The sequence below is a fragment of the Streptomyces spiramyceticus genome (assembly GCF_028807635.1).
In the GTDB taxonomy this organism is placed as follows: domain Bacteria; phylum Actinomycetota; class Actinomycetes; order Streptomycetales; family Streptomycetaceae; genus Streptomyces; species Streptomyces spiramyceticus.
Genome location: NZ_JARBAX010000001.1, coordinates 1,494,484 through 1,515,137, shown reverse-complemented (window position 1 = coordinate 1,515,137; position 20,654 = coordinate 1,494,484). Strand labels below are relative to the sequence as shown.

The following is a 20,654-nucleotide window of genomic DNA, read 5'->3' as shown; positions in this document are numbered from 1 at the left end:
ATGGGACGCAGCCTCGTCATCGAGGCCGACGGCGGCTCCCGGGGCAACCCGGGGCCGGCCGGCTACGGCGCGGTCGTGCTGGACCCCATCACGGGGGAGACGCTCGCCGAGGCCGCCGAGTACATCGGCTTCGCCACGAACAACGTCGCCGAATACAAGGGCCTGATCGCGGGATTGCGCGCCGCGCATGCCCTCGATCCCGACGCGACGGTCCATGTCCGTATGGACTCGAAGCTCGTCGTCGAGCAGATGTCCGGCCGCTGGAAGATCAAGCACCCGGACATGAAGCCGCTCGCGGCGGAGGCCGCGACGGTCTTCCCGCGCTCCCAGGTCACGTACGCGTGGATCCCCCGGGAGAAGAACAAGCACGCGGACCGGCTCGCCAACGAGGCGATGGACGCGGGAAAGAAGGGCAAGCAGTGGGAGCCGTCGGCTTCCACCGCCGAACTCGCCGCCCGTGATGCCGCACGCGACGCGGCTCGCGACGCGGAGGCGGCGCGAGTCGTCGGCGATGCGACGGCGGGTGCGGCCAAGGCACGGGCGGCGCTGACGGGGGCGGCGACGGGGGCGACGACGCGCACGGCGTCGGTGGTCCCGGCGCCCGCGTCCGCGTCTGCGTCCGGCGTACGTGAATCCCCTGCCGCCCCTGCTGTCACTTCCGCCTCTGCTGCGCCGACCGTCGGTTGGGGGGCCGCCGCCGATCTCGGTACGCCCGCCACGTTCGTACTGCTGCGACACGGCGAGACGGCCCTCACCCCCGAGAAGCGGTTCTCCGGCAGCGGCGGCGCCGACCCCGAACTGTCGGCGGTCGGCCGGCGCCAGGCCGAAGCGGTCGCCATGGCGCTGGCCGCGCGCGGCACGGTCCAGGAGATCGTCAGCTCCCCGCTGCGGCGCTGCCGCGAGACGGCGGAGGTGGTGGCCGCACGCCTGGGGCTGACCGTCCGTATCGAGGAGGGCCTGCGCGAGACCGACTTCGGTGCGTGGGAGGGCCTGACCTTCGGCGAGGTCCAGGAGCAGTACCCGGACGACCTGAACGCGTGGCTCGCCTCGGCGAAGGCGGCTCCTACGGGTGGCGGCGAGAGCTTCGCGACGGTGGCCCGCCGGGTCTCGGCGACCCGGGACAAACTGATCGCGCGGTACGCGGGCCGGACGGTCCTGCTGGTCACCCACGTGACGCCGGTCAAGACCCTGGTCAGGCTCGCACTGGGCGCACCGCCCGAGTCCCTGTTCCGCATGGAACTCTCGGCGGCGTCGCTGTCGGCGGTGGCGTACTACGCGGACGGCAACGCGTCGCTGCGGTTGCTGAACGACACGTCGCACTTGCGCTGAGCGGTGGTCCGGGGCGCGTGGGCTGGGCCTCGGCCTGGGGCGCCCCGGTCGTGGGGCCGAGGGCGAGGCCGCTGCGGGGGGCCTGTTCCCCACCCCGCCCCTTCCCGGCTGTGACATTTTGCGGCTGCCGCCGCGGGGGCTTCGCCCCAGACTCCGCTCCTCAAACTCCCCCAAGGACTTCGTCCAGGGGAGACCCCCAGGGGCTGAGATTTTCCGGCCGGGCCGGAAAATCCAGCCCGTCCGGCGTTTGAGGACACTCCCCCAGACTTCGTCCGAGGGGACCCCCAAGGGCGTCCGGGGTCTGGGGGCCCGCCCCCAGTTCGGGAAGGGGCGGGGTGGGGAAAGAAGCCCGCCGCAGGCGCCCCTACCCCCGCGCCTACCCCCGCAGCGCCGCCGCCTCCCGCGCCAGCCTCTCCACCCGCCCCCAGTCCTTCGACGCAACCGCGTCCCCCGGCAGCATCCACGTCCCCCCGACGCACTCCACATTCCCCAGCGCCAGATACCCCGGCGCCGAAGCCCGCGTAATGCCGCCCGTCGGGCAGAACCTCGCCCCGGGAAGCGGCGCGGCGAGGGACTTCAGGTACGCGATGCCGCCCGCCGCCTCCGCCGGGAAAAACTTCATCTCCGTCACGCCGCGCTCCAGCAGCGCCACCACCTCCGAGGCCGTGGACACCCCCGGCAGGAACGGAACGCCGGCCCCCCTCATCGCGTCCAGCAGCCCGTCCGTCCACCCCGGGCTCACCAGGAACCGCGCCCCGGCCGCGACCGAATCGGCCACCCCCGCCGCCGAAATCACCGTGCCGGCCCCCACCACCGCATCCGGCACCTCCGCCGCGATCGCGCGGATGCAGTCCAGCGCGACGGGCGTCCGCAGTGTCACCTCGATCGCCGGCAGCCCGCCCGCGACCAGTGCGCGGGCGAGCGGAACCGCGTCGGCGGCGTCCTCCAGGACTACGACGGGGACGACGGCAGCATGGTCCAGCACGGAAGTCATGCCGCCATCCTGCCGACGGCACACGTCACACGCAACGACCGTTGCGCACAGCGCAACGGACGGGCAGTGCTCAGTGAATCTGGCTCACCACCACATCCAGCGCCCACACCTTCCCCGCCTTCGCCGGAGCCGCTGCCTCCACCACATACCCGAGATCCCGCAGTACGCCGACAAGCTCCGCGGGCCCGGTCGGCGCAGCTCCCGCCGCCAGCAGGTCCCGTACGATCCGCCCCTTCGTCGCCTTGTTGAAGTGGCTGACGACGGACCGCTTCTCCACCCCGTCCTCGTCGATCTGCGAATGCAGCACCCGCACCGTCGCCGTCCGCCCCGCCACCTCACCCTTGGGCTTCCACGCAGCGGCGTACGCGGAGGACCGCAGATCCAGCACCAGCCCCTCGCCCGCCGCAGCGGGCATCGCGTCGGCCATCGGCCCCCGCCAGTACGCCCCCAACGCCCCGAGCCCCGGCAGCTTCACGCCCATCGAGCAGCGGTACGACGGGATCCGGTCGGCGATTCCCACCGCGCCCCACAGCCCGGAGAAGACCAGCAGCGATTCCCGGGCGCGCTTGCGGGCGGCCGCGTCGAGGGATGCCAGGCCAAGGGCGTCGTACAGCACACCGGTGTAGATCTCCCCGGCCGGCCGAGCCCCAGCCGTCCGCAGGTCCACGTTCTTGGCGACCTCGCCGCGCAGCCCCTCGCTCAGGCCCAGCACGACGCGAGCCTTCTCCTCGTCGGCGGCGCACAGCTCGACCAGCTCGTCCAGCACCGCGGCCCGCGCCCCGGCCAGCCCCGGCAGCGAGAGGGACTCCGGCTTCAGGGGCGCACCGGACCCGCTGGCGGCCTTTCCTTCGGACGGCGGCAAGAGCACGAGCACAGCGGGACTCCTTCGGATACGGCGGATACGGCGAGTACGGCGGGTACGGCGCACAACTGGCATACAACTGGCGTACACCGCACGCGTACGCACCCGTCGCGTACGCGCAAAACGCCAGGGTAAGCCGAATCCCGCCGCGCCCTCCGGCCTGTCCAGACCTACGCTCGGACCATGCCCCGCCGCCATATCCGTGTGATCGGTGCCCCAGAGGCCCCCCTCAGGGCCGCCCTTCGCGCGCTGCGCAGCACGCTCGATGTGCCGGAGGCCTTCCCGGCCGAGGTCATCGCGGAGGCCGAACGCGCCGCCAAGTCCCCGCGGCTGCCCGGCCTGGACGAGACCGGCATCCCCCTCTTCACCGTCGACCCGCCCGCCTCCGCCGACCTCGACCAGGCGATGCACCTGGCCAGGCGCGAAGGCGGCGGTTTCCGGGTGCATTACGCGATCGCCGACGTCGCCGCCTTCGTCACGCCCGGCGGCGTACTCGACGCCGAGGTGCACCGCAGGGTTGCGACCCTCTACTTCCCGGACGAGCGGGTTCCGCTGCACCCGCGTCTGCTCTCCGAGGGCGCCGCGAGCCTGCTGCCCGGTCAGACGGCCCCCGCCCTCCTGTGGCGCATCGACCTCGACGCGGACGGCCGCACCGAGGCGACCGACGTGCGCCGTGCGCTCGTACAAAGCCGGGCCAAGCTCGACTACGCGGGTGTACAGCAGCAGATCGACGCCGGTACGGCCGAGGAGCCACTGGCACTGCTCCGTGACATCGGGCTGCTGCGCGAGGCGCTGGAACGCGAGCGCGGCGGCATCTCGCTCAACGTGCCCGAGCAGGAAATCGTCGAGCACGACCACGCGTACTCCCTCGAATACCGCGCCCCGCGCCCCGTCGACGGCTGGAACGCCCAGATCTCCCTGCTCACCGGCATGGCGGCGGCCGACCTGATGATGTCCGCGGGCACCGGCATCCTGCGCACCCTCCCCGCCGCCCCCGACGGCGCGGTCGGACGCCTGCGCCGCTCCGCCAAGGCGCTGCGCATCGACTGGCCGCACCATGTCTCGTACGCCGAGATCGTCCGCTCCCTCGACCCCAGGAGGCCTTCCCACGCCGCGTTCCTGGAGGAGTGCACGACGCTGCTGCGCGGCGCCGGGTACACCGTCTTCCAGAACGGTGAAGTCCCCGAGCCGTCGGTCCACTCGGCGGTGGCCGCCCCGTACACCCACTGCACGGCCCCACTGCGCCGCCTCGTCGACCGTTACGCGGGCGAGCTGTGCGTCGCGGCCGTCGCGGGCGAGGAGCCGCCGGAGTGGGTACGGGAAGCGCTGCCCGGCCTCTCGCAGACGATGGCCGAGGGCACGCGGCGTGCCAACACTGTCGAGCGCGAGTGCGTCGACATCGTCGAGGCGGCGCTGCTCAAGGACCGGGTGGGCGAGGTGTTCGACGCCCACGTGGTGGACGTGAAGGAGAACGAACCGGCCGTCGGCACCGTCCATCTGCAGGACCTCGCCGTCGTGGCCCGCGTCGAGGGCGGCGACGAGAAGCTCCCGCTGGGCGAGCGCATCAGGGTCCGCCTCACACAGGCCGACCCGGGCTCGGCGAAGGTCCAGTTCGCGCCTGCGTGAGGGCGGCGACGAGCGCACGCGGATCGTCGGCGTGAAAGCGCACGGCCCGCGCCTCGCCTTCGAGGTGGGGATCGCGGACTTCGTCCGAGCCGTCCCCGCCTGCCGGGTAGCATGGTCGACACGGCAGACGAGCTGACTGGACGGCCGCGTGGGGATCTTCGGATCCCCCCGAGGAACGTCCGGGCTCCACAGGGCAAGGTGGTGGCTAACGGCCACCCGGGGTGACCCGCGGGACAGTGCCACAGAAAACAGACCGCCGGGGACTTCGGTCCTCGGTAAGGGTGAAACGGTGGTGTAAGAGACCACCAGCGCCTGAGGTGACTCAGGCGGCTAGGTAAACCCCACCTGGAGCAAGGTCAAGAGAGGCCGTCGCAAGACGGCCTTGCGCGAACGATCGAGGGCTGCCCGCCCGAGTTCGCGGGTAGACCGCACGAGGCCGGCGGCAACGCCGGTCCTAGATGGATGGCCGCCTCCCCGGCCGCCGCGAGGCGACCGGGTGACAGAACCCGGCGTACAGGTCGACTCGTCTCTCGCCGGGGGCTGGGCCTGGGGATTTCCCCGGGTGCAGCCCCCGGGCCGTTTCCAGGAGTGCGAGCGACGGGTGATCGTGCGCATCCTTGATACGGCGCCGGCTGTGCGGCGTCATGGCTTTCATGCCGCGTAGCGAGGAGATCCCGTGACGATTCCTGTCGAGCAGCTCTCGGAGCCGGCCGTGCGTGCGTTCGTCGCCGCGGTCAACGCCAACGACCGTGACGCCTTCCAGGACGCCCTCGCGCCCGCCGCGACCATGTCCGACGACGGGACCGAGAGGGACCTCGCCGAGTGGACGGAGCGGGAGATCTTCTCCTCGGGCGGCCACATGGACGTCGAGGCGCAGAAGGCGGGCGGCCTGTCCCTGGTCGTCAGGTACCGCAACGAGACCTGGGGAGAGATGCGTACCGCCTGGGATTTCATCGTCGACGGCGGGAAGATCGCCCGCTTCGAGACGGGGCAGGCCTGAGGCCTGCCCCGCCGGCCCGTCAGTGGCAGTACTTGGTGCCGTTGTTGCTGGTGGTCCAGGCGCACGAGTCGAGCTGAGTGCCGCTCGGCCTGATCAGGCGGGCCTTGTCGCTGGTGTTGTTCCAGACGTACGAGGTGCGGCCCCAGTACCGGTGGGCCGCGGTGTTGGTGCCCTTGCCCGTGTGGACGCGCACCGTCGCGCCGGCGCCGATCCTGTATGTGCCGAAGGTATACGTGTAGCCCGTGTTGTCCTTGAGCTTGTAGTCCCTGAGCTGGATCGCCGAGCGGGTGTTGTTGTGGATCTCGACCCACTCGGCGTTCAGCGAGGTGTTGGTGCGGGTGTCACTGCCCGGGCTGTTGTACTGGATCTTGCCGAGGTGCAGACCGCCCTGGTGCGCTGCCGCCTGGGCGGGGGTGGTGGCGGCGAGCAGGGAGCCTGCCAGGACGGCGAGGGCAGCGGCATGTATGCGCAAGGTGCACTCCATGTGTGAGAACTGTGAAGGTCGCTGGAGTATAGGTTCGTGCACCCTGCGGAGGGATTGGTTCCGCTCAAGCGGTTGCGTCCGGGATGCGGGCGCCCGCTCCGGTCACCCGGATCCGTGCGTCACCCGTTCGAAGTTCGACCGTCAGTACGCCCGGGCGGCCCATGTCGTCGCCCTGGTGGAGGGTGAGGGTCGCATCGGCCGGGACAAGGCCGAGTTCGCGTGCGTACGCCCCGAAGGCGGCCGCCGCCGCGCCCGTTGCCGGGTCCTCGATCACGCCGCCCACCGGGAACGGGTCGCGGACGTGGAACGTCGTCGCGTCCTGGCGCCACACCAGCTGAACCGTCGTCAGATCCAGGCGGCGCATCAGCACGGCCAGCCGCTCGAAGTCGTACGAAAGATCCGCCAGCCGCTCGCGGGTCGCCGCCGCGAGCACCAAGTGGCGGGCGCCCGCGTATGCGATGCGGGGCGGGAACGCCGGGTCCAGGTCGTCGGCCGGCCACCCCAACGCGGCCAGTGCCTCGGCCACATCCCCCTCCGCCGCCTCCTCGACCTTCGGCTCGACGCTGGTGAGCGTCGCGCGGTAGGTGCCGTCGGGGGACGCGGTCACCGTCACAGGCACCGTGCCCGCCTGGGTTTCGAAGACCAGGTCACCCGGGCGGCCTTGGTGCTCGGCGAGCGCCAAGGCCGCCGCGACGGTGGCGTGGCCGCAGAAGGGGACCTCGGCCTTCGGGCTGAAGTACCTGACGGTGAAGGCCCGCCCGGGCTCGCGCTCCTCCGTGAGGAACGCGGTCTCGCTGTAGCCGAGCTCGGCGGCGACGCCGAGCATGGCCGCGTCGTCGAGACCGGACGCGTCCAGGACGACGCCGGCCGGATTGCCGCCCTCCGGGTCGCTGGAGAAGGCGGTGTAGCGCAGGACTTCAGTACCGGTGAATGACTTCATACCGCAGCCAACGGCGGGCGGCGCCCCGGTGTTCCCTCAGCCCCGCCCCACGTACGGCATTGTCGTCGCGATGACCGTCGCGAATTGCACATTTGCCTCAAGAGGCAGCTCCGCCATGTGCAGCACCGTGCGCGCGACGTCCTGCACGTCCATCACCGGCTCGGCCATCAGCTCGCCGTTCGCCTGGAGGATGCCGGCCTGCATCCGCTCCGTCATGTCCGTCGCCGCGTTGCCGATGTCGATCTGGCCGCACGCGATACGGTACGGCCGCCCGTCCAGCGACAGGGACTTGGTCAGGCCCGTCATGGCGTGCTTGGTCGTCGTGTACGCGATCGAGTGCGGCCGGGGGGCGTGCGCCGAGATCGAGCCGTTGTTGATGATCCGGCCGCCCTGCGGGTCCTGACCCTTCATCTGCCGGTAGGCCGCCTGCGCGCACAGGAACGCCCCGTTGACGTTCACATCGACGACCGAGCGCCATTCGTCGTAGGCGATGTCCTCCACCGGCACACCGCGCGGCCCGAACGTGCCCGCGTTGTTGAAGAGCAGATCGAGGCGCCCGTACCGCTCACGCACGGCGGAGAACAGCGCGTCCACGTCATCGGGCCTGGACACGTCCGCCCGTACGTGCAGGGTGTCGCCGGCTCCGGCCGACCTGGCTGTCGCGGCCGTCTCTTCCAGCGGTTCGATCCGTCGTCCGGCCAGCGCGACCGACCAGCCCGCACCCGCCAGCGCGAGTGCGACGGCCCGGCCGATGCCCGAGCCCGCTCCGGTCACGACGGCGATCTTCGTCTGAGGGTTCATGGCCCAGCAGCGTACGTGACACGTACATGAGAGCGGTGCGACGTTCCGTGCCACTCCAATTCCTCTGACAACAGCCGTCAGGGGAGGGGCAGATGACAATCGCATCGCGCGCCTCGCTCGTCACGGAGGCGGGGAATCCGGGCCTGAAGCCGCCCTAGTTCTCGCCGTCCACCGGGTAGCGGACGCCGATGCGCCTCCGTACCGCGTCGAGCGTCCGCATCACGGCCAGAGTGCCGTCCAGCGGGACGAGCGGCGACTCGTTCTCGCCTGCGCGCAGGCAGCGCATCACCTCGGCGGCCTCGTACTGAAGGCTGTGGCGATTCCCGTTCCCGCCCACGACCTCCTCCGGCTCCCGCCCGTCCCTGTGCAGCACAAACCGGTCCGGGTAGAAGAACCCGCGCCCCAGCTCGATCCGCCCCGCCGTGCCGGTGACGGACGCCGTGATGGGGGTGTCGGCGGTTATGGAACAGCTCAAGAGGGCGGTCGCACCGGACTCCCAGCCGAGCAGGATCCCGGTGTTCAGGTCGACGCCCTCGGGGGACAGCAGGGCGTCCGCCTGTACGCGGTCGGGCTCGCCGAGGATCAGATGCGCGAACGACACCGGGTACACCCCGAGGTCGAGCAGCGCGCCTCCGCCGAGCGCGGGGTCGCGCAGGCGGTGTTCGGGGGCGAAGGGCCCGGCGAGCCCGAAGTCGGCGTGCACGGTACGTACGTCACCTATCGCACCGCTTCGTACGGTCTCCACGAGCCGCAGGATGGCGGGATTGCAGTACATCCACATCGCCTCCATCAGGAACCGCTCCTGGCGACGGGCGACGGCGACGAGTTCCTCCGCCTCGCGGGAGTTGAGCGTGAACGCCTTCTCGCACAGCACGGCCCGGCCCGCCTCCAGGCACAGGCCGGCGGCGGCCCGGTGCGAGGAGTGCGGGCCCGCGACGTACACGACGTCGACGTCCTGGTCCGCGGCGAGTTCCGCCCAGCTGCCGTACGCACGCGGGATCCCGAAGCGGTCGGCGAAGGCGCGGGCGGTCGCGGTACTGCGGGACGCCACCGCAACCACCTCCGCGTCCGGCATCCTCATCAGATCCGCGGTGAACACCGACGCGATGCCGCCGGTGGCCAGGACGCCCCATCGAACGGTTTCCTTGCCCATCCCAGCCCCCAGGAAAAAGGTCTCGACCACTCCGGACGAGCTGAGAGCATAGGTGCAGTTTCAACGACATGGAGATGCGAATGACGGAGACAGGCCAGTCCGCACAGGGCCACATACCCGGGGCGGAGGCCGAAACCGCAGCCGCCACAGGTTCTGCCACCGCCGCTTCTGCCACTCCCGCTTCTGCCACCAGTCGCACCGCAGGTCTCCTGGTCACCCTGGTACTCGGCGGCCTCACCGCTCTGCCGCCGCTCTCCATGGACATGTACCTACCGGCCCTCCCCGAGGTCACGGAATCGCTCCGCTCACCCGCCGCGACCGTGCAGCTCACGCTCACCGCGTGCCTGGCGGGCATGGCGCTCGGGCAGCTCGTCGTCGGCCCGATGAGCGACAGGTTCGGCCGCCGCAGGCCGCTGCTGCTCGGCATGATCGTGTACGTCGTAGCCACCGCGATCTGCGCCTTCGCGCCGTCCGCGGAGCTCCTGATCGCCTTCCGCCTGCTCCAGGGGCTGGCCGGGGCGGCGGGCATCGTCATCGCGCGGGCGGTCGTCCGTGACCTCTACGACGGCGTCGAGATGGCCCGTTTCTTCTCGACCCTGATGCTGATCTCGGGCGTCGCGCCGGTCATCGCGCCCGTCATCGGCGGGCAGGTGCTGCGGCTGACGGACTGGCGGGGCGTTTTCGTCGTTCTCACCGCCGTCGGCGTCCTCCTCACACTCGTCGTATGGAAGTGGCTGCACGAGACGCTGCCGGCGGACCGGCGGCACGAAGGGGGCGTCGGCCAAGCGCTCCGCACGATGCGGGGCCTGCTGGCGGACCGCGTCTTCACGGGTTACGTGCTTGCGGGAGGCCTGGCCTTCGCCGCCCTCTTCGCGTACATCTCGGCGTCGCCTTTCGTGATCCAGTCCATCTACGGCGCCTCGCCGCAGACCTTCTCCCTGCTCTTCGCGATCAACTCGATCGGCCTGATCGGTGTCGGCCAGATCAACGGCAAGCTGCTCGTGGGCCGGGTCAGCATGGACAAGGTCCTGGGCTTCGGCATCACCCTCATCGCACTGGCCTCGCTCGCCCTTCTCCTGATGACCACCGGCGTCTTCGGAGAGGTAGGCCTGATCCCCGTAGCGGCAGGCCTCTTCACCCTGATGTCAGCAATGGGCCTGGCCCTCCCGAACACCAACGCACTGGCCCTCACCCGCACCCCGCACGCGGCGGGCTCGGCGTCCGCGCTGCTGGGTACGTCGTCCTTCCTGATCGGCGCGATCGCCTCCCCCCTGGTGGGCATCGCGGGCGAGGCGACGGCGGTACCGATGGCGGTGGTGCAACTGACGTGCGCACTGGCATCGATGACGTGCTTCGCAACCCTGTGCCGCCCATGGCAGCGCGCGTCGGACTAACGCGGGCTTCTTTTCCCCTACCCGCCCCTCCCCGAACTGGGGGCAAGCCCCCAGGCCCCCGGCCGGGGGGCGCGGGCTGACGCCCCACACCCCACGCCTGCGGCAGCTTCGCGCCGCAGGCGTGGCCCGGCTCCCGAGTGCGGCGGCGTCGCGGCCGCGGGGCGGGCCCGGAGTCCCGGCTGCGGCTGCTTCGCGTCGCAGGGGCCGGGGTGCGGAGGGGGTCGGGGTCGTAGGGAGTGGTGTTCGGGACGTAGAGCGTGATTTGTGCGCGGGACGCCGGGAGGGCTTTCGGTGACCCGGGATCGCAGCTAAATCATGCAGTCCCGAATGCCGCTCCCGGAGGCCCCGGCCCCCGGCAGTCCCACCCCTGGCAATCCCGCCCCGGCAGCCAACCCGACCCCGTGCCGCATCGCCCGGACCCCTACCTCCGCCGCGCGTAAGCGATCAAGTGGTCCCGGTCCTTGCGGTCCGTCCAGCGGAACAGTGCCGTGGACGAAAGTTCCGTCGCCGGCAGCTGGATGTTCGCGGGCAGTTCCTTCGGCTCCCGTGTCGCCAGGTCCGCCTCCACCGGGGTGCGCGTAGCCGTCGTTCCGTACGCCACGCCCGCGTCCGTCACCGTCTCCAGCGAGAGCGACATCGGCTTCGCACCGTCCGAGTCCTCGAAGCAGTGGCCCGCCTTCGACTCCAGGTCGAAGCCCAGGCTGCCCGCCACCATGTACCGGCCCTCGGGGGACATCGCCGCCGCCGGGTATTTCCCCGGCTCTATCGCCGGCTTACGGCACTCCGCCGTGGCCAGCACCTTGCCCGTCTCCGCGTCGTGCACCGCCCAGATGTCGTGGTCGCGGTCCTTTTTCTTCTGCCACTTGGCGAGTACGTGCCCACCCGTCACAGCCGTCGGCACGCCCGACGCCGCGTCCGCCCCCACCGGCGCCGTCTTCCGGCTGTGCCAGCCGCCCCGCACCCAGAACTCCCGGCGCCCGCTCACCAGCAGCCCCTTCCGGGTCACCGACCGCACCTCGGTCTGCACCCGGCACGCACCGCAGCCCGCGGGGTGGCGCAGATCCTTCGGGGCGACCTTCGTGACCCGGCCGGTGACGGGGTCCACGACCGCGCTGTCCGCGCCGCCGTCGCTGATGAGGATGCCGGGGCCCGTGCCGTTGACGGTGGGGTCGTCGGCCCAGGGGAGTTCGATCCGCTGCTGGGTGCCGTTCTCAACGTCGTACACATCGAGGGCGACGATCATGTCGGCGGCGGTCAGCGCGTCCTCGCCGACCTTCCCGTACGACCAGGTGGCGAAGAACTCCCGGCCGTCCTTGGTGACGGCCAGCACGTGGGGAAAGTACGTCGGGTCGGACAGCGGCCGCCACGCGTCGCCCACCCACCGCGTCCGCCCGGTCGCGGCGTCGACGGCCCGCAGCCGGAAGCGGGTGGCGGAGGCCCGCTCCAGGTAGCCGACCGCGTCCGCGACCCGCGCGACGGCGTACTCGGGCGAGGCGCCGACGACCTCCCAGCCCCGGTCGCCGGCGTACGCCGAAGGCACCGGCACCCGCGTCAAGGTCGCCGCGCTCTTCTTCGGGGGCTTCGTCGCCCCGGGCTTCTTCTTCTCGCCCGAGGTGCCGCCGCACGTGGCCAGCAGGAGCAGCATGGCCAGGACGAGCACACCTGCCACCAGGGCCACGCGTACGACCCGCTGTGTCATGGTCCCTGGTCCCCCCGACCCCCGACGGTCACGTCAACGGCCGTCAGCGTAGCAACCTGTCAGCAACTCGCCCTTACCGCACAGCAGTTCAGGAGCACGCTCGCACCTCACCCCAAAGGTGCCTAAAATCCTTCAGTGAACTCCACCCTCCCCACCGCAGAAGCCCTGCGCGCCGCCCTCGCCGGGCTTCTCGACGGGCTGCCGCCCAAGCAGGCCGCACAGGCCGTCGAGCGGCTGATCACCAGCTACCGGGGAACCACCCCCACCGCCGCCCCCGTACTGCGCGACCGCTCCGACGTGGCCGCGTACGCCGCGTACCGGATGCCCGCGACGTTCGAGGCGGTACGTTCCGCGCTCGCCGCACTCCGCGCCGCGGCCCCGGACTGGACCCCGGCGACGCACACGGACGTCGGCGGCGGCACGGGAGCGGCGAGCTGGGCCGTGGCGGAGGCCTGGGAGGAGGCGGCCGCCAGCACCGTCCTGGACTGGGCGGAACCCGCCCTCGCCCTCGGTCGCGAACTGGCCGAAGCCTCCGGCTCACCCGCCCTCCGCGCAGCCACCTGGCAGCGCTCTCGCATCGGATCGTCGCTCCGCATCGAGAGCACCGATCTCGTCACCATCTCGTACGTCCTCAAGGAATTGACGGACGCCGACCGCACCACAGTCGTCACCGAAGCCGCCCGCGCGGCCCAGGCCGTAGTGGTCGTCGAACCCGGCACCCCCGACGGCTACCTCCGCATCATCGAGGCCAGGGACCTCCTCATCGAGGCGGGCATGCGCGTGGCCGCCCCCTGCCCCCACAGCGGCACCTGCCCCATAGAGGAGGGCACCGACTGGTGCCACTTCTCGGCCAGGGTGAGCCGCTCGTCCCTGCACCGCCAGGTCAAGGGCGGCTCGCTGCCGTACGAGGACGAGAAATTCAGTTACGTAGCGGCAGTCCGCTTCGACGCGGATGTGGACCCCGTCGCCGCCCGGGTGGTCCGCCGACCGCAGATCCGCAAGGGCATGGTCCTCCTGGAGCTGTGCACCAGAACGGACGGCCTCACCCGCGAAACGATCAGCAAGAAACGCCACGGCGACCTCTACAGGGCCGCGCGCGACACCGACTGGGGCGACGCATGGCCGCCCCCGCCGGCAAACCAGGACCAGCACCAGAACCAGCACGACGACCAGCACCAGGACGAGAGCTAGGCCCGCAGCTCCTGCGTGCAGCACTTCACGCTGCCGCCTCCCTTGAGCAGCTCCCCGAGATCCATCCCGACCGGCTCGAACCCCCGCGCCCGCAACGGCCCGAAGAGCCCGACCGCACCCTGCGGCAGCAGCACATGCCGCCCGTCGCTCACGGCGTTGAGCCCGAGCGCGGCGGCGTCCGCCTCTTCCGCGACGATCGCGTCGGGGAAAAGGCGGGCGAGGACGGCGCGGCTGCCCGGGGAGAAGGCGCCCGGGTAGTACATGACCTCGTCCGTACGGTCGTCGAGGACGGCCAGCGCGGTGTCCAGGTGGTAGTAGCGCGGGTCGACGAGGTCCAGGCCGATGACCGGGCGGCCGAAGAACTCCTGCGCCTCGTCGTGCGAGAGCGGGCTGGAGCGGAAGCCGCGCCCGGCGAGGATCCAGGACGAGGTGACCGCGAAGTCGCCCTCGCCCTCGTTGACGTGCGCGGGCTCATGGATCTCGGTGAAACCGTGCGCCCGGAACCACTCCAGATGTACCTCGGCCTCAAGTGTCCGCTCCGCGTAGGCGAACCGGGCGCCCAGCACCCGGCCGTCGACGACGGTGGCGCCATTGGCGGCGTACACCATGTCGGGCAGTCCGGGCCTGGGGTCGAGGAGCTCGACGGTATGGCCGAGGCTCCGGTAGCGGTCGCGCAGGTCCTCCCACTGGGCGAGGGCCAGCGGCAGGTCGACCGGTTTCGCGGGATCCATCCAGGGATTGATGGAGTACGTCACCCTGAAGTGCTCCGGGGGGCACATCAGATAACGGCGGGGCGAAGCGTCACGAGGCAATGAGGGCTCCTCACGAGCGGCATGGGGCACACAGTGTGCGTGAGGCCATGGTGCGCCGTCCGGAGCTGCGGCACATGGACCGATCGGGTGGTTCCCGACTGGTCAGCGACCGGCCCGGCCAGCGCAGCGAGACGCAACGTCTCGCCCGCCTGCTAGATTGCCCCCATGGCAGACACCAAGGCCCCCGACTCCACCCGCCGCAGCGAGCGCTCCCGCCGCGCGATCTACGACGCGGCCCTCTCCCTCGTCGGCGAGACCGGCTACGCGAAGACCACGATCGAGGGCATCGCCGCCCGCGCGGGCGTGGGCAAGCAGACGATCTACCGCTGGTGGCCCTCCAAGGCCGCCGTCCTGCTCGAAGCCTTCATCGACCTCGGCAACCAGGCGGCCGAAGCGGCAGGTGCCGGCGCCGAGGGATACGAGATCCCCGACACCGGCGACCTCGCGGCCGACCTCAAGCTGGTCTTGCGCGCCACCGTCGACGAACTCGTCGACCCGAAGTACGAAGCCCCCACCCGCGCCCTCACCGCCGCCGGCATCGTCGACCCGGAGCTGTGCGCCGAGTTCGTCGAGAAGCTGCTCGAACCGCAGCTCCAGCTCTACGTCCAGCGCCTCCGCACGGCGCAGGAAGCCGGCGACGTACGGGCAGGAATCGACCCGCACATCGCCCTGGAACTCCTCGTCGGCCCGCTCGCGCACCGCTGGCTCCTGCGCACCCGCCCGCTCACCCACGAATACGCCGACGCCGTGGTCGACTACGCGCTGGGCGGCCTCGCGCCACGCTGAGGTGAGTTCCCTCACGGAACCCCACGGGCACCGCACGGCACCCCATGAAACACGGCGAGTGAGCGCCGTAGAGCCACTTATACGGACAAAGGCGGCAACGAAACCACCGTTGTGATATCGGCCCGCGTACCCCGGATGAGGACTGCGGCCACCTCAGGCGCAGGATGATGGCAGCATGGAGAACGCAACGCTGAGGTGAGGGGTTGAATGGGCGCCGATTTCGGCCGCAATCGCGGCACAGAGAGCAGGCAGACATTGGAGAGCAGGCTGCCCCAGTGGCTGCGCCGCCGCCCGAAAGCCGCCGACGCCCCCGAGGCCGGGCGCGAGGCCCTGCTCCTGGCCGCTGCTGCCGCCGGGCTGCCGCTCGCCCCCGCCGCGCACCCCGTCGGATACCGGTGTTCGTGCGACCGTGTGGGCTGTCCCACCCCGGCCAGGCACCCCATCTCCTTCGCCTGGCAGACCCAGTCGACCACCGACCGCGCGCAGATCACGCGCTGGGTCGAGGGTCAGCCGCAGGCCAACTTCATCACCGCGACCGGCATGGTCCACGATGTGCTCGACGTACCGCTGGAAGCCGGACTCAGCGCGCTGGAGCGGCTGATCGAAGCCGGTGTTGAGGTCGGTCCCGTGGCCGAGTTCGGCGGCAGCACCAGCGACGCCCGTCTGCTCTTCTTCACCGCCACCCGTGGCACCCCGGACGACGAGGACGAGTGGTGGCCGTGCGAGCTGGACTGCCACCCCGAGACCATGGACGAGCATCCCGGCCTGCGCTGGCACTGCCGCGGCAGTTACGTACTCGTACCGCCCGCGCAACTGCCCGGCGAGCGTGAGGTGAGCTGGGTCCGCGGCCTCGAACACCCGCTGCCCGACCCGCTGACGCTCCTGGAGACCCTGACCGACGCCTGCGCGCGGTACGTCGGCGAGGACGACCCGGACGACCACCACGCGGTGGCCTGGCCACTGGGCCGCTGAAAAGCACGCTCGGCGGAGAGTTCTCCGGAGAGCTCCCTGTACTCGTACGAACCCCTCGTTACGAACCCTGCGCGGCCGTGAGCCCCTGAATCCTGGCGAGCACCGTGACCTGCTGCTCGCCCTCGCCCTTGACCGGGACCCGCACCACCTGACTGGAGACCCGCTCCTTGGTGAGCTTGGTCTTCGCGGTGCCGGTGATCAGCGCCCGCACATCGGCGTTGAGGTCCAGCCGCACGCCCTGGGCCACGGTCTGCTGTTCGAACTGCCGCGTGGCGAAGAAGACCGTCGCCCCACCGTCCTTGTCGACGAGCCCGAGCGGCGCGAACGCCCCGGTGTCCAGCCGCCGGTCGAGGTACTGGACGGTCCGCCCGGGCTGCCGCGCGACGCTCTTGCGTGCCTGCCGCAGGGCCGAAGTGTGCGACCCCGGGGCGAAGTTCACGGGCTCACCGTCCTGCAAGTACGACGCGTACTGCTTGCTCAGATCCTTCGGGGCCACCGCGAGAGCGGGGGCGTCCGGTTCGACCGGCTCGGCGAAGCCGTCCTTGTCCTTCTTGAAGTCGGGCATCTCGTCCGGCCGCAGGACCCACAGATGCGAGACCTCCCACAACTGGTCGGCTCCGCCGCGTACGAACACCATCAGCCAACGGGTGTCGCGGCGCCCGCTGTCCTGGTCGCGGTTGCTGTCGGTGTCCGCGACGAACCACCGGGGCCAGCCCTGCTTCTTGGGGATGGAGAACTTCGCGTCCGTCAGCTCCAGCGGCTTGTGCCGAGGATTCCCCTGCGGGCTCTGCGCCTGCCGGGCCTTGAGGCCGGCCTGGTTTATCGCGCCGAGCGCGCCGGTGACCCGGCCCGCGTCGAGGGCCGGATCGTACGCCTTGTCGGCCTCGTTGTACGCCGCCGTGAAGTCCTTGAGTGCCTGCGCGGCCTCAGACTTCGTCGCCGACGGCACGACCTCCAGCTCGCCGTGCACCGTCATGCACCCGCTCGCCGTCATCGACAGCGCCGCCGCCGTCGCGATCCCGGTCGCCAGCCGCCTCAGCCTCAGCCTGCTCATGCGTTGCCTTCTGTGCCTTCTCTGTCTTCGTCCCCACCGACGTCCGGAACCCTACCGGGGACAGGAACAGCACGAGCGTGGGGACCAGGTACAGCAGCCACACCGTGACCTGGAGGAGGGTCGGGTCGGGCTGGAAGTTGAAGGTGCCCTTGAGCAGCGTTCCATACCAGCTGTCCGGCGGAATCGTGGCGGGATGTCGAACGCGGGTCGTCGGGGAAGAGGATGTAGACCTCGGCGACCTTCGAGCCCTTGTTACTTACCTGGCTGGGCCAGGGCGCTTGGGAATCACCAGCGGCGCACCGGTGCGTGGGTGCGGCAGCACCTCGACGGGCTGCCGGTACACCTCGCTCAGCAACGCGTCGCAGAACACCTCGGTGGGCGGCCCCTCGGCCGCGATCCGCCCACCGTGCAGTACGGCGGCCCGGTCCGCGTACGCCGCCGCCAGCCCCAGGTCGTGCAGTACGACGACCACGGCGTCCCCGGCTGCGGCCCGCTCCCGGCAGATCCTCAGCACGAGTTCCTGGTGGCGCAGGTCCAGTGCGGCGGTCGGCTCGTCCAGCAGCAACAGCGGAGCCCGCTGCGCCAGTACGCGCGCGAGCGCGACGCGGGCGCGCTCGCCGCCGGACAGCGCGGAGAAGGGACGCGTCGCGAACTCGGTGACTTCGGTGGCCGTCATGGCAGCGGCGACGGCCGCATCGTCCTCGTCCGCGCGCGGCGTGCCGGCCCAGGGGGCGCGACCCATCCGTACGACGTCCTCGACGGGAAAGGGGAAGGCCAGTGTGGCGGCCTGGGGCAGCACCGAGCGCCGCAGGGCCAGTTCGGCGGCGGACCAGTCGCCCACGGGCCGCCCGTGGATCCATACCTCGCCCTGGGTGGCCGCCAGATCCCCGGCGAGGGCCGCGAGCAGCGTCGACTTCCCGGCCCCATTGGGCCCGACAAGCGCGAGCACGTCACCGGCGCGGGCGGTGAGATCGATCCCCTGGACGACGTCGCGCGGGCCGAGGCGCACGTGGAGGGCGCGGACTTCGGCGGCGGGGGAGCCGGGAGCGGTGGGCTCGGGCAACTCCCGTCCCCGGGAGGGGAAGAGGTTCTTCAGCATCGTGCGATACCGCCTTGGGTGTGGGCGTACGGGGGAGGGGCGGGGGTGCGGGTCGCCTGCGGCGGGCTTGTTCCCCACCCCGCCCCTTCCCGCTGTGACATTTTGCGGCTGCCGCCGCGTGGGGGCTCCGCCCCAGACCCCGGTCCTCAAGGGCGTCCGGGGGGTCTGGGGGCTTGCCCCCAGTTTCGGGAAGGGGCGGGTAGGGGAACTGCGCCGCAGGCAACCCGCACGGCACTGCGCACCGCACCCCCACCACTCACGCCCATCCCCCCTGCCGACGCCGAGTCCTCCGTAGCAGCCAGAAGAAGAACGGGCTCCCGAACAACGCCGTAAGCACCCCCAGCGGAAGCTCCGCCGGATCCGCGACCGTGCGGGCCGCGAGGTCGCCCGCGACCAGGACCAGCGCCCCGCCGACCGCGCTGCCGGGAACCAGGAAGCGGTGGCCGGGCCCGTTCGCCATCCGCAGCAGATGCGGGACCAGCAGCCCTACGAACGTAATGATCCCGGCCACCGCAACCGCCGCCGCAGTGAGCAGCGCCACCACCAGGACGAGCACGACACGGAGCCTCTCCACATCCACACCAACGTGCCGCGCCGGGCGTTCGCCCAGCGCCAGAAGGTCCAGCTTGCGCGCGTACAAGGGGGCAAGAACCAGCCCCAGCAGCGCACACGGCAGCACCGCGAGGACCTTCGGCCAGGTCGCCTGGGAGAGCGAGCCCAACTGCCAGAAGGTGATCTGGGTGATCTGCGCGTTGTCCGCGAAGAAAATGAACAGGCCGATCAGCGCCCCCGCGAACGCGTTCACCGCGATACCGGTGAGGATCAGCGTGACGACCTCCGTCCGCCCCCCGGAGCGCGACAGGACGTACACCAGCGCCACCGTGACCAGCCCCGCCACGAACGCGCAGACGGTCACTGTCCAGTTGCCGAAGAAGCTCAGCCCCAGCGCGATCGAGGCCACCGCGCCGACCGCCGCACCCGCCGAGATGCCGATGACGCCGGGCTCGGCGAGCGGGTTGCCGAACACGCCCTGCATCAGCGCACCCGCGCAGCCGAGCGAGGCGCCGACGAGGAGCGCGAGCACAACGCGCGGCAGGCGCACGTTCCACAGGACGCTCTCCCCGACGCGGTCGAGCGCCGCGCCGCCGAGGCCGACGCGGTGCTGGACGGAGGAGAGGATGTCGCCGAGCGCGATGTAGTACGAGCCGAGTCCCGCGGAGAGCAGCGAGAGTACGAGCAGCGCGGCGACGAGCCCGGCGGTGAGGACGAAGGCGGTGCCCCGGCGGCGGCGCGCGGTGCCCGACGGCGGCTCTGTGGACGCCGGTTGACCGTCCACCGTATGCGCCACCGCAGGAGAAGCTCTCACAGTCACTTCCCGTTCCCGTTCCCGTTCCCGCTCCCGTAGAGCTGCTCGACGAGCGAGCGCAGAACCTGGTCGGTGCGCGGACCGTAGTTGAGGAGTACGCCGTCGTCGATCGAGACGACGCGTCGGTCCAGACCGGCCGGTGTCTCGGCAACGCCCGGAATCTTCACCAGTCCTTCGATGCCGTCGACCGAGGCCAGTCCCTTCTTCATCACCAGGATCGCGTCGGGCGCGGCCTTCGCCAGCGCCTCGCTGGTGATCGCGGTGAAGTCCTTCTCCAGCCCCGATTCCTTGCCCGCGTCGACCGCACCCGCCGCCTCCAGCAGCGAACTCGCACCGGACTCACGCCCGCCGAGCAGGTAGACCGAAGCCGTGCCCCGCAGATAGAGGAACGCGACGCGCGGCTTCTCGCCGCCCTTCGCGCCCGCCTCCGGAATGTCCTTCCGTACGGCGGCGATACGCTCCCGGGTCCGCTCCTTCAGCTCGTCACCGGCGGCCCCGACGCCCAGCGCGCCCGCCACCGCGTCGATACGCGGCCCGATGTCGTCGAGGCTCTTGGCGGGCTCGACGACCACGACGGGGATGCCTGCGTCCCGGATCTGGCCGATGGCTTCGGCGGGGCCGGTGGAGGTGTCGGCGAGGACGACGGTCGGCCTGAGCGACAGCACGCTCTCCGCCGAGACGTCGTGCGCACGTGTCACCACGGGCAGGTCTTCGGCCTGTTCGAAGGTCGCGGTGATGTCGCGCGCGACGACCCGCTTGCCGAGGCCGAGCGTGAAGACGATCTCGCTCAGGCTGCCGGTCAGCGGCACGATCCGGTCGGTGGAAGTGACCCGCACCTGTTTGCCGTCCGCCGACCGCACGCTGACGGGCAGTCGGGATTTCGGCACGCTCGCGAGCGGTTCGACGCGGTCGGCCGAGGCCGCTCGGTCGGCGGGAGATGCGTCCGGCGAGTCGGACGTACCGCCGCATCCGGTGACGGCAACGGCCAGGGCGAGCACGGACATCAGTACACGCACACGCACTGAAGACACCGTCCTAGTGAGGTTCCAGGGACCGGAGGGTTCCGGACCAGGTGGGGGATAGCTTAGGTTA

At 71.2% G+C, this 20,654-nt stretch carries 19 protein-coding genes, 1 other RNA gene and 1 pseudogene; 8 read left to right on the top strand and 13 right to left on the bottom strand.

Annotated features, from left to right (window positions below; translation table 11 throughout):
• Window positions 1–1,329, top strand: coding sequence for a bifunctional RNase H/acid phosphatase (locus PXH83_RS06780; protein WP_274557803.1), 1,329 nt, complete (start codon window positions 1–3; stop codon window positions 1,327–1,329).
• 376 nt (window positions 1,330–1,705) lie between these two features.
• Here PXH83_RS06780 and eda read toward each other — a convergent pair whose 3' ends face one another.
• Both eda and yaaA read right to left on the bottom strand, forming a co-directional pair.
• On the bottom strand, window positions 1,706–2,323 hold the full coding sequence (gene eda / locus PXH83_RS06775; protein WP_274557801.1) for a bifunctional 4-hydroxy-2-oxoglutarate aldolase/2-dehydro-3-deoxy-phosphogluconate aldolase: 618 nt from the start codon (window positions 2,321–2,323) through the stop codon (window positions 1,706–1,708).
• Between the two features lie 70 nt (window positions 2,324–2,393).
• Window positions 2,394–3,197, bottom strand: coding sequence for a peroxide stress protein YaaA (gene yaaA, locus PXH83_RS06770; protein ID WP_274557799.1), 804 nt, complete (start codon window positions 3,195–3,197; stop codon window positions 2,394–2,396).
• 171 nt (window positions 3,198–3,368) lie between these two features.
• Between yaaA and PXH83_RS06765 the strand changes: the two genes are divergently transcribed.
• From PXH83_RS06765 to PXH83_RS06755, 3 genes are all read left to right on the top strand, one after another.
• Window positions 3,369–4,811 carry an RNB domain-containing ribonuclease gene (locus tag PXH83_RS06765; protein WP_274557797.1) on the top strand — a complete coding sequence of 481 codons (1,443 nt, stop codon included), beginning with the start codon at window positions 3,369–3,371 and terminating at the stop codon, window positions 4,809–4,811.
• A gap of 128 nt (window positions 4,812–4,939) precedes the next feature.
• An RNA gene (gene rnpB / locus PXH83_RS06760) (RNase P RNA component class A) lies at window positions 4,940–5,341 on the top strand.
• Window positions 5,342–5,487: 146 nt separating this feature from the next.
• Entirely contained in the window at window positions 5,488–5,811 is a 324-nt protein-coding gene (locus tag PXH83_RS06755) for a nuclear transport factor 2 family protein (RefSeq protein WP_274557795.1), read from the top strand.
• A gap of 19 nt (window positions 5,812–5,830) precedes the next feature.
• On the opposite strand, the gene PXH83_RS06750 is transcribed toward PXH83_RS06755, so the two are convergent.
• The 4 genes from PXH83_RS06750 to PXH83_RS06735 all read right to left on the bottom strand — a co-directional run bounded on the left by PXH83_RS06750 (window position 5,831) and on the right by PXH83_RS06735 (window position 9,189).
• Complete coding sequence (locus PXH83_RS06750) at window positions 5,831–6,295, bottom strand: lamin tail domain-containing protein (RefSeq protein WP_274557793.1); 465 nt, start codon at window positions 6,293–6,295, stop codon at window positions 5,831–5,833.
• Between the two features lie 64 nt (window positions 6,296–6,359).
• Entirely contained in the window at window positions 6,360–7,235 is an 876-nt protein-coding gene (locus tag PXH83_RS06745) for a PhzF family phenazine biosynthesis protein (RefSeq protein WP_274557791.1), read from the bottom strand.
• 36 nt (window positions 7,236–7,271) lie between these two features.
• Window positions 7,272–8,036: an SDR family oxidoreductase gene (locus PXH83_RS06740; RefSeq protein ID WP_274557788.1), complete on the bottom strand. Its 765-nt coding sequence runs from the start codon at window positions 8,034–8,036 to the stop codon at window positions 7,272–7,274.
• A 154-nt stretch (window positions 8,037–8,190) separates the two neighbouring features.
• The gene (locus PXH83_RS06735; protein ID WP_274557787.1) at window positions 8,191–9,189 is read right to left on the bottom strand and encodes a Gfo/Idh/MocA family protein; all 999 of its coding nucleotides are present in this window, start codon (window positions 9,187–9,189) and stop codon (window positions 8,191–8,193) included.
• A 74-nt stretch (window positions 9,190–9,263) separates the two neighbouring features.
• On the opposite strand from PXH83_RS06735, the gene PXH83_RS06730 reads away from it, so the two are divergent.
• Entirely contained in the window at window positions 9,264–10,583 is a 1,320-nt protein-coding gene (locus PXH83_RS06730) for a Bcr/CflA family multidrug efflux MFS transporter (RefSeq protein ID WP_274562705.1), read from the top strand.
• 421 nt (window positions 10,584–11,004) lie between these two features.
• Here PXH83_RS06730 and PXH83_RS06725 read toward each other — a convergent pair whose 3' ends face one another.
• Complete coding sequence (locus PXH83_RS06725) at window positions 11,005–12,282, bottom strand: hypothetical protein (RefSeq protein ID WP_274557786.1); 1,278 nt, start codon at window positions 12,280–12,282, stop codon at window positions 11,005–11,007.
• A gap of 135 nt (window positions 12,283–12,417) precedes the next feature.
• Here PXH83_RS06725 and PXH83_RS06720 point away from each other — a divergent pair, with 135 nt between their 5' ends.
• A complete protein-coding gene (locus tag PXH83_RS06720; protein WP_274557785.1) occupies window positions 12,418–13,473 on the top strand; it encodes a small ribosomal subunit Rsm22 family protein in 1,056 nt (351 codons plus the stop codon).
• On the opposite strand, the gene ddaH is transcribed toward PXH83_RS06720, so the two are convergent.
• Complete coding sequence (ddaH, locus tag PXH83_RS06715; protein WP_338054699.1) at window positions 13,470–14,315, bottom strand: dimethylargininase; 846 nt, start codon at window positions 14,313–14,315, stop codon at window positions 13,470–13,472. The two genes, PXH83_RS06720 and ddaH, sit on opposite strands and share 4 nt — an antisense overlap.
• A 135-nt stretch (window positions 14,316–14,450) precedes the next feature.
• Between ddaH and PXH83_RS06710 the strand changes: the two genes are divergently transcribed.
• Entirely contained in the window at window positions 14,451–15,071 is a 621-nt protein-coding gene (locus tag PXH83_RS06710) for a TetR/AcrR family transcriptional regulator (RefSeq protein ID WP_274557783.1), read from the top strand.
• Window positions 15,072–15,278: 207 nt separating this feature from the next.
• On the top strand, window positions 15,279–16,043 hold the full coding sequence (locus PXH83_RS06705; RefSeq protein ID WP_274557782.1) for a bifunctional DNA primase/polymerase: 765 nt from the start codon (window positions 15,279–15,281) through the stop codon (window positions 16,041–16,043).
• Between the two features lie 58 nt (window positions 16,044–16,101).
• On the opposite strand, the gene PXH83_RS06700 is transcribed toward PXH83_RS06705, so the two are convergent.
• From PXH83_RS06700 to PXH83_RS06685, 5 genes and pseudogenes are all read right to left on the bottom strand, one after another.
• The gene (locus tag PXH83_RS06700; RefSeq protein WP_274557781.1) at window positions 16,102–17,097 is read right to left on the bottom strand and encodes an SCO2278 family lipoprotein; all 996 of its coding nucleotides are present in this window, start codon (window positions 17,095–17,097) and stop codon (window positions 16,102–16,104) included.
• A gap of 55 nt (window positions 17,098–17,152) precedes the next feature.
• Window positions 17,153–17,287 (bottom strand): annotated as a pseudogene (locus tag PXH83_RS32730) (iron transporter); the annotation flags it as partial.
• A gap of 66 nt (window positions 17,288–17,353) precedes the next feature.
• Complete coding sequence (locus tag PXH83_RS06695; RefSeq protein WP_274557780.1) at window positions 17,354–18,196, bottom strand: heme ABC transporter ATP-binding protein; 843 nt, start codon at window positions 18,194–18,196, stop codon at window positions 17,354–17,356.
• Window positions 18,197–18,452: 256 nt separating this feature from the next.
• Entirely contained in the window at window positions 18,453–19,532 is a 1,080-nt protein-coding gene (locus tag PXH83_RS06690; protein WP_274562704.1) for a FecCD family ABC transporter permease, read from the bottom strand.
• A 32-nt stretch (window positions 19,533–19,564) separates the two neighbouring features.
• Window positions 19,565–20,566 carry a heme/hemin ABC transporter substrate-binding protein gene (locus PXH83_RS06685; RefSeq protein WP_274562702.1) on the bottom strand — a complete coding sequence of 334 codons (1,002 nt, stop codon included), beginning with the start codon at window positions 20,564–20,566 and terminating at the stop codon, window positions 19,565–19,567.
• Window positions 20,567–20,654 lie beyond the last annotated feature (88 nt).

What these genes read in the sequence shown, in the direction of transcription:
- PXH83_RS06685 (WP_274562702.1), bottom strand. Translation starts at nt 20,566, where the DNA reads ATGTCCGTGCTCGCCCTGGCCGTTGCCGTCACCGGATGCGGCGGTACG.
- PXH83_RS06710 (WP_274557783.1), top strand. Translation starts at nt 14,451, where the DNA reads ATGGCAGACACCAAGGCCCCCGACTCCACCCGCCGCAGCGAGCGCTCC.
- PXH83_RS06740 (WP_274557788.1), bottom strand. Translation starts at nt 8,036, where the DNA reads ATGAACCCTCAGACGAAGATCGCCGTCGTGACCGGAGCGGGCTCGGGC.
- PXH83_RS06700 (WP_274557781.1), bottom strand. Translation starts at nt 17,097, where the DNA reads ATGAGCAGGCTGAGGCTGAGGCGGCTGGCGACCGGGATCGCGACGGCG.
- PXH83_RS06735 (WP_274557787.1), bottom strand. Translation starts at nt 9,189, where the DNA reads ATGGGCAAGGAAACCGTTCGATGGGGCGTCCTGGCCACCGGCGGCATC.
- PXH83_RS06730 (WP_274562705.1), top strand. Translation starts at nt 9,264, where the DNA reads ATGCGAATGACGGAGACAGGCCAGTCCGCACAGGGCCACATACCCGGG.
- PXH83_RS06745 (WP_274557791.1), bottom strand. Translation starts at nt 7,235, where the DNA reads ATGAAGTCATTCACCGGTACTGAAGTCCTGCGCTACACCGCCTTCTCC.
- PXH83_RS06765 (WP_274557797.1), top strand. Translation starts at nt 3,369, where the DNA reads ATGCCCCGCCGCCATATCCGTGTGATCGGTGCCCCAGAGGCCCCCCTC.
- PXH83_RS06750 (WP_274557793.1), bottom strand. Translation starts at nt 6,295, where the DNA reads ATGGAGTGCACCTTGCGCATACATGCCGCTGCCCTCGCCGTCCTGGCA.
- PXH83_RS06695 (WP_274557780.1), bottom strand. Translation starts at nt 18,196, where the DNA reads ATGCTGAAGAACCTCTTCCCCTCCCGGGGACGGGAGTTGCCCGAGCCC.
- PXH83_RS06705 (WP_274557782.1), top strand. Translation starts at nt 15,279, where the DNA reads ATGGGCGCCGATTTCGGCCGCAATCGCGGCACAGAGAGCAGGCAGACA.
- PXH83_RS06725 (WP_274557786.1), bottom strand. Translation starts at nt 12,282, where the DNA reads ATGACACAGCGGGTCGTACGCGTGGCCCTGGTGGCAGGTGTGCTCGTC.
- PXH83_RS06780 (WP_274557803.1), top strand. Translation starts at nt 1, where the DNA reads ATGGGACGCAGCCTCGTCATCGAGGCCGACGGCGGCTCCCGGGGCAAC.
- eda (WP_274557801.1), bottom strand. Translation starts at nt 2,323, where the DNA reads ATGACTTCCGTGCTGGACCATGCTGCCGTCGTCCCCGTCGTAGTCCTG.